The organism is Actinomycetota bacterium, from assembly GCA_023488435.1.
Lineage (GTDB): Bacteria > Actinomycetota > Coriobacteriia > Anaerosomatales > UBA912 > UBA912.
In genome coordinates this window covers 102,059-112,873 of sequence record JAMDCK010000022.1, presented here as the reverse complement: position 1 = coordinate 112,873, position 10,815 = coordinate 102,059, and the positions used below count along the sequence as shown (strand labels likewise).

Here is a 10,815-nt window from a genome sequence, read left to right as displayed (position 1 = left end):
AGAAGCATCTAATCTTGGGGGGTTAGGCCGCTTCCGCGAACCTTGACGCCCAGTGAGAGTCCCATTCGTTGTTGTAGCGTAACACCCTGAGTTTGAGGATTCCAAGTGCACCGGGCTTGAGCCAGCTCATGCCTCGGCATTTCAGCCGTCTGGAGACTATGACGTCGACCGCCTTTTCGACAGAACCCGAGCCGAAGAGGTCCGTGCGCGTGTAGTTCTCGATACCTTCGGCGTTGGAGCGGATGTAGCCGATCAACCGTTCGTGGAGTAGCCTTGCACGCTCGTCATCACCCGGATCGTATCCGCGTAGGACCCTTATCGCTTCTGCAGGCCGTCCTTCGATGCATGCTCTGACCACCGCTGCATGCCACCACGCGTCCTGCTCTTGCCCCAAGACCTCGCTGATACGGCGTTTGAGGTGGTAGAGGTCGAGAACGTAGACGCTTTCGGGGAACCAGTCGCGCGCCGTGCGTCTGATCCAACCCGCACCGTCACCGATCACGATCGTTCGCCCTGCGGTGAGCATGCCTGCCTGGATCGCGAGCACCGACATCTTGCGTGCGAAGGTCTGTGTGTCCTCGATACCGACGTGAGCGGTGCGGTTTCGCAGTACTCGCCTATCTTTGGAGACATCGGCCGTGCCACAGAAGACCACTCCGACACGGGCCTCGAAGCTCTTCTTCGTCCCACGGTCGGCCACCAGCCCTCCATCCATGGCGACCACAACGGTGTCATCGCTTTTTCGCTCGGTCACATCCGGAGGACACACACCCCACTCGAAAAGCTCTTCAGCCTGCTGTTCGAGATCACGACCGAGACGCTTCGCCTCAAGAAGCGCCATGCGTCTGATCTGCTCGTGGCTTATAGTCGCGCCCATCAGTCGCCTGAGGATGTCTGCCGATCTTACGTAGCCGACCTCTGTTGCCAGGCGCAGCGCACGTTCGACCACAGGCAGGGTGTGGCGCGAGGTCGGTAAGAAATCCTGCAGCGGTGCCTTGCGATAACCGCACGCTGGGCAACGGAGTCGACGTACCGGAACCGAGGCCACGCCCGCAAGCATCATCACCGCTCGGTGATCCACGTCGCGGATGGTCATGAGTCCTGTACACCCAGGACACTTCCTGTCCGCGACCTTCTTGGCTTCCAGTTGTGAGCATGCCTCTGTGAAAGCGTGTCGTTGGATCTTTCGGGTTCGCTCTTCTATCTCTGCATCGAGCTGTGCACAAGTCACTTCTTCTGGAAGCTCGATCTCTAGCACACCGAGTTCGATACGGACTATCATAGACATGCGGACTCCTCTCTTCTCTCGGTTTGGTAACCTCACTGAAGGACGAGTCCGCATCTTTGTCAACCAGCCCCCCAGTTTGTGATGCTTCCGATTGGTGGGCACCGCTTCGCATCGGTCGGCGCATAGGATACACTCGGAAGCCTGACTGACCACCCCATCTGACGAAAGGCGCTGCGACTTCCATGGATTACCGTGCACCCAAAGGGACCGTGGACATGCTTCCCGACGCGGCCAGTGAGTGGGAGCGCATCTCGGGGATAGCGCAGGATATCTTCTGGCGCTACGGATACGAGCCCGTCTACACGCCGCTCTTCGAGCACACCGAGGTCTTCTCGCGCGGCATAGGCGAGGCCACGGACATCGTCTCCAAGGAGATGTACACCTTCTTGGACCGCAGCGATCCGCCCAACTCGCTCACACTTCGCCCTGAAGGCACCGCAAGCGTCGTGCGGGCTGCCATCCAGCACAACCTAGTGCCGCCCGGCGTGGCGGCCAAGCTCTATTACATGGGTCCGATGTTCCGCTACGAGCGCCCACAGAAGGGCCGAATGCGCCAGTTCTGGCAGGTCGGCGCGGAGATCCTCGGTGCACCCGAGCCCACTGCAGATGCCGAGGCGATCGCACTCATGTGGCGCTTCTTCCAAGACGCGGGGATACCCGCCGAATCGATGCGCCTGCTCATCAACTCGATGGGCGATGAGGAGTGTCGGCCCGCATATCGCGAACTGCAAGCCGGATTCATCGTCCAGAACGCATCTCGCCTGTGCGAGGAGTGCTCGCGTCGCGCGCAGACAAACCCGCTGCGTGCATTCGACTGCAAGAACCCTGCGTGTGTCGAGGTGATGGCCGAAGCACCGCTACTCCGCGATCAGCTCTGCGGCGCGTGCGCTGATCACTACTCGGCGGTTAAGGGGCACCTTGATACCCTGGCGATTCCATACCAAGAGGCACCCAGGCTCGTGCGAGGACTCGACTACTACACCCGCACGGTGTTCGAGGTGCAGGTAGACGCAGGCTTAGGCTCACAGAACGCGATCGGCGGGGGCGGACGGTATGACCGCCTGTTCGAGCAGTTCGGCGGTAAGTCGACGCCGGGGCTTGGTTTCGCTGTGGGATTCGAGCGCATGATGCTCGCGTTGCAGGCCACCGGTGCCAACCCGCCTGCCGAGCCGCGGATCCAGGTGTTCGTCGCCCGCGTGGACGCGACGGTGGCAGGCGAGGTCTTCTCGGCGACCCAAAGGTTGCGCGACGCAGGTTTCGCAGCCGAGATGGACCACTTGGGCAGATCGCTCAAAGCGCAGTTCAAGTATGCAGACAAGCTGGGTGCGCCACTCGTCGTGGTGGTGGGCCCAGAGGAGATCGCGGCCGGTGAGGTCACTTTGCGACGCATGGACACCAAGCAGGAGTCCCGGGTCGCGTTAACCGAGCTCGTCGAGGCTGTTTGGGAATCGTATTCCCCCGAAGAAAGGGTATGACCTGATGTTCGACGCTCGTTATTCATCTCGCTCGCACACTTGCGGGGCCCTGCGCTCCGATGACGCAGGTGCCTCAGTCACGCTCGCCGGTTGGGTGCATCGCCGACGCGACCACGGCGGGCTCATCTTCATCGACATCCGCGACCGCAGCGGCCTGACCCAGTGCGTCTTCGGACCCGAGGATGCGGCCGCTTTCGCGATCGCCGAATCGCTTCGCCCCGAGTGGGTGGTCCAGGTCGAGGGCACCGTCAGGCCACGCCCCGAGGGCACCGTCAACCCGAATCTGACTACCGGCGCGATCGAGGTGGCGGTTGCCTCGGCAGTCGTGCTGAATGCCTCACAGACGCCGGCGTTCGAGATCGCAGGCACCACGGACGCGGACGAACTCACGCGCCTGAAGTGGCGCTACCTCGATATCCGCAGGCCCGAGATGCTCTCTGCGCTTGTGCTGCGCGACCGCGTGGCGCAGAGCTTCCGCCGAAGCTTAGGTGAGCGCGGTTTCCTGGAGGTCGAGACGCCGATCCTCACGAAGTCCACGCCGGAGGGGGCACGTGACTTCATCGTGCCTAGCCGGATGAGCGCAGGCGAGTTCTACGCGCTGCCGCAATCCCCGCAGCTCTTCAAGCAGCTTCTGATGGTGGCCGGCATCGAGCGCTACTACCAGATCGCCCGGTGCTTCCGCGACGAGGATCTTCGCGCTGACCGCCAGCCGGAGTTCACGCAGATCGACATCGAGATGAGCTTCGCTTCGCAAGAGCAGATCCTCTCGCTAGTTGAGGACGTCTTCGCCGAGGTCATGGCCGACGCCGGCATCGAGTGGCCTACCACCATCGAGCGCCTGACGTACGCTGATGCGATGGACCGCTTCGGCAGCGATCGCCCCGACGTGCGTTTCGGGATGGAGCTCGCCGATCTCTCGGGCGTGTTCTCCGAGAGCGGCTTCAAAGTCTTCTCGGCGGCGCTGGAGTCCGGCGGCATGATCAAGGGGATCAACGCCAAGGGCTGCGGCGACTTCAGCCGCGGGCGAATCGATGCCCTGAACCAGCTTGCGATCGACTCCGGGGCCAAGGGCCTCGCGTGGGTGGCGTTCCCGAGCGAGGGCGACGTCCGCTCACCGATCGCGAAGTTCTTCTCGGCAGAGGAGATGGCCGCGATGCGCGAGACTCTCGATGTCGCTCCCGGAGACCTGGTGCTCATCGTCGCCGACCAGCGCGAGGTCGCCAACGAGGTCCTCGGCATCATCCGCCTCGAGGTCGCGAGCGGGCTCGACCTGCCGCTCGAAGGCTTCCACCCGCTGTGGGTCGTGGACTTCCCGCTGCTCAAGTGGGATGCGGAGGCCAAGCGCTGGACGGCCAACCACCATCCCTTCACGCGCCCCTTCGACGAGCATCTCGACACGCTGGGCTCGGATCCCGCCTCGGTCCTGTCGTTCAGCTACGACCTCGTCCTCAACGGTGTGGAGATCGGCGGCGGCACGCTGCGGATTCACGATAGCGAACTGCAGGCACGCGTGCTCGCCCTCATGGGCCTATCTGCCGAGGAGATCACCGAGAAGTTCGGTTTCCTGCTAGAGGCGCTGTCACAGGGCGCGCCGCCTCACGGTGGCATCGCCCTAGGCTTCGATCGCCTAGTGATGATTCTGGCGGGCGCTCGATCGATTCGCGAGGTCATCGCATTCCCCAAGACGTCCTCGGGATCGTGCCCGCTCACGGGTGCTCCGGATTCCGTCTCGACCCAACAATTGCGCGAAGTTCATCTAAAGGTCGACTAGAACGCTTCTGAGCGGTAAACTGTCCTCGGGCCCAGCCTTGCGCGTGGTTCCGGATACGTTGCGGTCGTACCAACACTTATCTAATGGGAGCCTTAGTATTCTGCGGTGGACAGGAATCCCTGATACTAGGGGACACTGAGAAGCCGACGGTGCGGGCACCCACCTGCTGAGGCAGGTTCACCGCGCCGGCCACGTACAAGGCTGGCCTGCACAAGGCCACTAGCCTGGAGGAAGTATATGGACAGAAGAATCGCAGTTTTCGTCGTAGCACTATGTGCACTCTTCATGTTCGGATGTGCACCCGCCGAAGAGCCCGCGCCCGAGCAGCCGGCTGACGCAGCTCCAGCCCCTGCAGCACCTGCCCCTGTCGACCCTGCAGCGGCACCAACCCCGGATCTCTCGCCGAGGCCGACCCAGGCATTCGTGCCTTTCCCGACCGACGTGAACCTGGTACCTCAGGTGATCCTCGATAGACTCGAGACCGATCAGCCGATGTTGATCTTCTTCTTCGATCCGGCGCAGAGGACTACAGATGACCAGCGCACTGAGATTGAAGCCGTCATGGAAGATTACCGGGGCGTGATTGACCTCGTCACCTTCGATGTGGGCAGGTTCGTCACCACCAGCGAGTCGGGAGCGATTACCCTCAAGCCCGGCATAACCGAAGACGAGAGCGCCGATAAGGTCGCAAGACTGATGTCCGCCGAGAACCTGAATGTCACCGCCACGCCGTACATCATCTTCGTGGACGACCAGGGGCACATTACTTACAGGTTCCAAGGCTTCGTCGATCGGACCCTCATCGACCGCGAGACCTCCCGAGCCACGAACTAACCAAGTGGATACAACTGGGGTGCTGCTCATTATCCTGATTGTGGTCGCCATAGCGGTTTGCGCCATGGCGATTTGGGGTATATGGGTTGCCATCCGCATGATGCAGGAGCTGCAGTCGACCGTTGCGGAGGCACGCAGCAAACTCCTACCGCTGTTAGACAAGGCTGAGATGACGCTGGATTCGATCAACGGTGAGCTACAGCGCATAGACTCGGTAGTGTCGCGATTCGAATCCGTCACCGACAGGGTGACCTCGACGACCAATGCGGTACAAGAGGTCGTCAACGCCCCAATGGAGGTCCTGACTTCAGTCGGAACTGGTCTTCTCGGCGCTGTTGCCAGATGGCGTCGTTCGCGCAGGGCCAGGTAGTGAGGGCACACGGACCACCGACGGAGACTTGGGAGGGAAAATGGAGCGCGACATAATCACATTGATCGTCCCAGCCACCCCCAAGTATGCCCGTACTGTGCGGGTGACAGCATCCGAACTAGCCAGCCGCAGTCATCTCTCCTACGAGGGAGTCGATGAGGTTCGGATCGCCGCCGAGGAGCTTTTCGTCTACGCGTCGGATTGCGCTGATTCCGGAGAAGTGTGCATGGTGTTCGACAAGGGGGAGGATACCCTTGAGATCAGGGTGAGCGTGGGTGATTTCGTCCGCAACACAGGGGAGGAGGACGAACGCAGAGCGACCTACGCTACCTTCATATTGCAGGCTGTTTGTGACCGATTCGAGATGTACTCCGATGAGACCGGCGCCCATCTGAAAGTCGTTAAGAATCTGCCTGCGGAGCCGGAAGATGCCGTCGATTGAACCTGCCGATAAGGCGACACAAGGAAGGCTGAGCTGGAACAAGCGACACACTCGTGAGCTGTTCAGGCGGTACCATGAGGATGGCGACGAGCTCGCCCGTGATGAACTCGTAAGTTCGTATCTGAAGCTGGTGCGGTTCTTAGCCAGCAAGTTCCGCAACAGAGGCGAACCCATCGATGACCTTGTGCAGGTCGGGACCATCGGCCTGATCAAGGCGATCGACAGGTTCGATGTCGAGCGCAACGTCGAGTTCACCACCTACGCCACACCGACGATCGTGGGTGAGATCAAGCGTCACTTCCGCGACAAAGGCTGGGCTATTAGGATACCAAGGCGCCTGCAGGAGCTGTACTTCAAGGTCAACCGTGCAATTGAGACGCTCACTCAAGACCTGCAGCGTTCGCCAACGATCGCCGAGATAGCCGCGCACCTCGAAGTCACGACCGAGTCCGTACTCGAGGCCATGGAGACCAGCGAGGCATATACTTTCATGTCTCTCGATGGGGAAAAGGGCCCCGAAGGTGGCGCGAGTTTTAGTATCCTTGAGTACATCGGCGAAGACGATGCGCTGATGAAGCTGGTCGAAGACCGCGATGTGCTTTCCTCGGCGCTAAAGAAGCTGGACCCCAGCGAGCAGGGTGTGCTTTATTGGCGATTCTATCGTGGCATGACCCAAAGCGAGATTGCTGCGAAGATGGGACTTTCACAGATGCAGGTATCGCGGATCCTTAGAAGGTCGTTGCGAATCTTGCGCGAGAACATCATGAAGGAAGGATGAGGCAAGTGGAGCAAGGGGGCCTTTCAGACCGGCTGCTTAGACGCGGACTCATGGTCTGGACGATCATCGGTGTTGCTATACTGCTTGTTGCTGCCTTGTGGTTGCTGACCAGGATATCGGCGGTTTTCGCACCTTTCGTACTGGCGATGCTGCTGGTATTTGTTCTTCGGCGGCCTGTCGCTGCATTGGAGGCCAAGGGCCTGTCGCGCGGCAAGGCCGTAGCAGTCTGCTACCTGATCGGCATCATCGTCATCTCCCTTTTCGGCGTGTTTGTGATTCCATCTTTGGTGGAGCAAGGACGGGATTTCATCTCGGCGTTTCCGGGGTACTACGAATCTGCGAGTAGGCTTTGGTTCCGACTGCAGGCCCAATATACCGACATGCAGGTCCCCCCTTGGGTCAAGGATGCGGTTTTCGCCGCTCAGGAGAGCATATCGAGACAGCTTGCCGCGTGGTCGGCATCACTGGCCACCGCAGTGCTCGGGGTAGGCGGTAGGCTGGCCACCTTCATTATCATGCTGTTCCTCGCCTTGGCGCTGGCCTTCTTCGTGCTCAAGGATATGCCGGTCTTCAAGGACGAGCTTTTGCGCCTTGGCGGTGTGAGGAGACGAGAAGACCTGGTTGCCGTGTTGCGGCGAATCACTGACGTGGTCGAGGGGTGGCTCCGCGGGCAAAGCATTATCGCAGTCATCGTTGGGACACTCACCTGGCTCGGGCTTCAGATACTGGGAGTTCCGTACGCGGCCATCATCGGAATCATCGCAGGAGTGACCAATTTTGTTCCGTACGTGGGGCCGCTCGTAGCGGGCCTGATCGCGGCGATATCGGCGGCATTCGTCAGTCCTATCCTGGTCCTTTACACGGTGCTCTGGATCTTCGTGCTCCAGCAGCTCGAATCCCTGGTGCTCTCGCCTCGGATCATGTCAGATACCGTCAACATCCACCCAGTCCTCATAATCTTCTCGCTACTGGTCGGAGCACAGGTCGCCGGATTCGCAGGGATGCTCTTCGCTGTACCCGTAGCCGGTGTGCTCAACGCCTTATTCGTATACTATTTCGAGAAACACACGGACTCACAGCTTGCCACCGAGCAAGGTGCGTTGTTCCGCAGGACCGATTCGTCGCCTGCAGACAATAGCAGCTGTGACAGCGAGGCCACCGAAGAAGTATCCACCCCCGATGGGACAGACAACGAGGAGCGCACGTAATTGAAGTCCGCCGAAATACGCGAAGCATACCTTTCCTTCTTCGAGAAGAAAGGGGCTTTCCGACTGCCGTCCAGCTCGCTGGTGCCTGACGACCCTTCGCTGCTCTTCACCAGCGCAGGAATGGTGCAATTCAAACCCGTGTTCCTCGGCATCAAGAGTCTCGGGTTCAGCAGGGCTGTGACCTGCCAGAAGTGCCTGCGCACGACCGACATCGAAATTATCGGCACTACGGGTAGGCACCACAGCTTCTTCGAGATGCTGGGCAACTTCAGCTTCGGCGATTACTTCAAGAGCGAGGCGTGTGCCTGGGCTTACGAGTTCTCGACTCAAGTTCTGGGCCTCGATCCTGACCGGATATGGTACTCGATCTACGAGGATGACGACGAAGCTGAGGCGATCTGGCGCGACGAGGTCGGCGTACCTGCCGAGCGCATCGTGCGCCTAGGCGCGGCCGACAACTTCTGGTCCGCCGGACCGACGGGTCCTTGTGGGCCGTGCTCGGAGCTCTACTACGACCAGGGAGAGGCGGTGGGCTGCGGCTCGCCCGATTGCCAGCCTGGCTGCGATTGCGACCGCTTCCTCGAGTACTGGAACCTCGTCTTCATGCAGTTCGACCGCCAGGAGGACGGCTCGCTTGAGCCGCTACCCAACAAGAGCATCGACACCGGCATGGGGCTGGAGCGGGTCGCGGCCATCATGCAGCGGGTGGCATCCAACTTCGAGACCGACGACCTTCGGGCGATCGTCTCGGTGGTCGAGGGGCTCACCGGCGCACGATTCGGAGCCGATGCCAAGCGAGACACCAGCATGCGGATCATGGCCGATCACAGCCGCGCGGTCACCTTCATGGTCGCCGACGGCGTTCTGCCCTCCAACGAAGGCCGCGGCTATGTGCTCCGTCGCCTGCTGCGCCGTGCAGTTCGTCACGCACGCCTGCTGGGGCGCCAGGAGCCTTCGATGCGCCCACTCGTCGAAGTCGTGGTCGAGCGCTTCGGCGGTCAGTATCCGGAGCTTGTCGAGCATCGCGGGCTCATCACGCAGATCTGCGAGTCCGAGGAGGCGCGCTTCTCCGAGACGCTCCGCTCGGGCCTTGCCTTCCTCGCCGAGGAGGCCGACCGCATGCGCCAGGCCGGCCTTGCGCTCTTCGATGGCAAGCAGGCGTTCAAGCTGCATGACACCTTCGGCTTCCCGATTGAACTCACCGCTGAGATACTCGCCGAGCAGGACCTCGGCGTCGATATGCCCGCATTCGCCGAGGAGATGGAGGCGCAGCGCCAAAGGGCCCGCGCTGCCGTCAAGGACGAGTCGTGGACGAGCTTCGCCGGTGCCTTCGACGATATCGCCGCCGAGGGGCCGCCCATCGAGTTTGTGGGCTGGAGTCGCGACGCGGCTGAGGCCACGATCGTTGCGATTCTGCAGGATGGCTCGCGGGTCGACTCACTTGCAGCGGGGCAATCCGCCGACATCGTACTGAGTGCGACCCCGTTCTATGGCGAGCAGGGCGGCCAGGTCGGAGACTCCGGCGCAATCAGCAGCGAGGCCGGTGCCGTTTTCAAAGTGAGCGACACGAAGCTCCCGCTTCCCGGACTCACGGCGCACATCGGTGTGCTCGAGGAAGGATCGCTGTCGGTCGGCGATGCCGTGATGGCCGAGATTGACGTCGCTCGCCGAGAACGTATCCGCCGCAACCACACCGCGACGCACATCTTGCACTGGGCGCTCAAGCTCGTGCTCGGCGACCATGTCCGCCAGGCGGGCTCCTACGTCACCTTCGACAGGATGCGCTTCGACTTCACCCATTTCGAGGCGCCCGGAGCCGAAGTCCTGCACAAGGTCGAGCGCATGACCAACGCCAAGATCATGGAGAACCACTCGGTAAGAGCGTACGAGACTTCGCTCACTACCGCCCGCGAATCGGGCGTGACCGCACTCTTCGGCGAGAAATACGAGGACTTCGTGCGCGTGCTCGAGGTCGGAAACTTCTCCAAGGAGCTTTGCGGAGGCACCCACGTGGCCCGCACCAGCGAGATCGGCCTGCTCAAGATCGTCTCGGAAGGCTCGGTCGGCGCGAACCTGCGGCGCATCGAGGCAGTCACGAGCTTCGATGCTTTCGAGTGGCTCGACAATGCCGAAGGGGAGCTACTGCGAGTCGCAGGAGCCCTCAACGTCTCAAGGACCGATGTGTTCGACCGAGTGACCGCTCTGCAGAAGCGATTGAAGGATGCCGAGACCGCCGCCAAGCGCCCACTGGCGGACTCTGCGGCACCTTTGGTCGATGAGCTGATCGCCTCGGCGGTCGACGTCGGCTACAAGCTTGTCGTTGCCCGAGTGCCCGACCGCTCCTCGGCGGCTTTGCGCGAGATATGGGACCTCCTCAAGGTGCGTGCCGGGGAATCCGCGGCGGTCGTGCTCGCGAGCGTTGACCCGCAGGGAGGCGCGCCGCTCCTGCTCGCCGCAGGCGGCAAGACGGCCGTCGACGCCGGCTTCGATGCTGGTGCGCTCATCAAGGCGATTGCCCCGGATATCGGTGGTGGCGGCGGCGGGAGGCCCTCGATGGCCCAGGCTGGCGGTAAGGACGCTTCCCGGATCGATTCGGCGCTCGACCGCGCGCGCCAGATGCTGTCGGTTCCAGGCGCCCAGGGCTGATCG

Annotated in this window: 9 protein-coding genes; 8 read left to right on the top strand and 1 reads right to left on the bottom strand. The window is 61.6% G+C overall.

The window, feature by feature from the left end:
* Positions 1-22: 22 nt before the first annotated feature.
* A complete protein-coding gene (locus tag M1617_03570; GenBank protein MCL5887368.1) occupies positions 23-1,288 on the bottom strand; it encodes a UPF0236 family protein in 1,266 nt (421 codons plus the stop codon).
* A 182-nt stretch (positions 1,289-1,470) separates the two neighbouring features.
* On the opposite strand from M1617_03570, the gene hisS reads away from it, so the two are divergent.
* The 8 genes from hisS (at position 1,471) to alaS (ending at position 10,812) form a co-directional block, all read left to right on the top strand.
* Complete coding sequence (gene hisS, locus M1617_03565; GenBank protein ID MCL5887367.1) at positions 1,471-2,763, top strand: histidine--tRNA ligase; 1,293 nt, start codon at positions 1,471-1,473, stop codon at positions 2,761-2,763.
* Positions 2,764-2,767: 4 nt separating this feature from the next.
* The gene (gene aspS, locus M1617_03560; protein MCL5887366.1) at positions 2,768-4,534 is read left to right on the top strand and encodes an aspartate--tRNA ligase; all 1,767 of its coding nucleotides are present in this window, start codon (positions 2,768-2,770) and stop codon (positions 4,532-4,534) included.
* A 237-nt stretch (positions 4,535-4,771) separates the two neighbouring features.
* The gene (locus M1617_03555) at positions 4,772-5,368 is read left to right on the top strand and encodes a hypothetical protein (protein ID MCL5887365.1); all 597 of its coding nucleotides are present in this window, start codon (positions 4,772-4,774) and stop codon (positions 5,366-5,368) included.
* Positions 5,369-5,387: 19 nt separating this feature from the next.
* Entirely contained in the window at positions 5,388-5,738 is a 351-nt protein-coding gene (locus M1617_03550) for a hypothetical protein (protein MCL5887364.1), read from the top strand.
* Positions 5,739-5,778: 40 nt separating this feature from the next.
* Positions 5,779-6,180: an ATP-binding protein gene (locus M1617_03545; protein ID MCL5887363.1), complete on the top strand. Its 402-nt coding sequence runs from the start codon at positions 5,779-5,781 to the stop codon at positions 6,178-6,180.
* Complete coding sequence (locus tag M1617_03540; protein ID MCL5887362.1) at positions 6,167-6,958, top strand: RNA polymerase sigma factor SigF; 792 nt, start codon at positions 6,167-6,169, stop codon at positions 6,956-6,958. The genes M1617_03545 and M1617_03540 overlap by 14 nt, the downstream gene beginning before the upstream one ends.
* 5 nt (positions 6,959-6,963) lie before the next feature.
* Positions 6,964-8,166, top strand: coding sequence for an AI-2E family transporter (locus M1617_03535; protein MCL5887361.1), 1,203 nt, complete (start codon positions 6,964-6,966; stop codon positions 8,164-8,166).
* Positions 8,167-10,812, top strand: coding sequence for an alanine--tRNA ligase (gene alaS / locus M1617_03530; GenBank protein MCL5887360.1), 2,646 nt, complete (start codon positions 8,167-8,169; stop codon positions 10,810-10,812).
* The last annotated feature ends 3 nt before the right edge of the window (positions 10,813-10,815 follow it).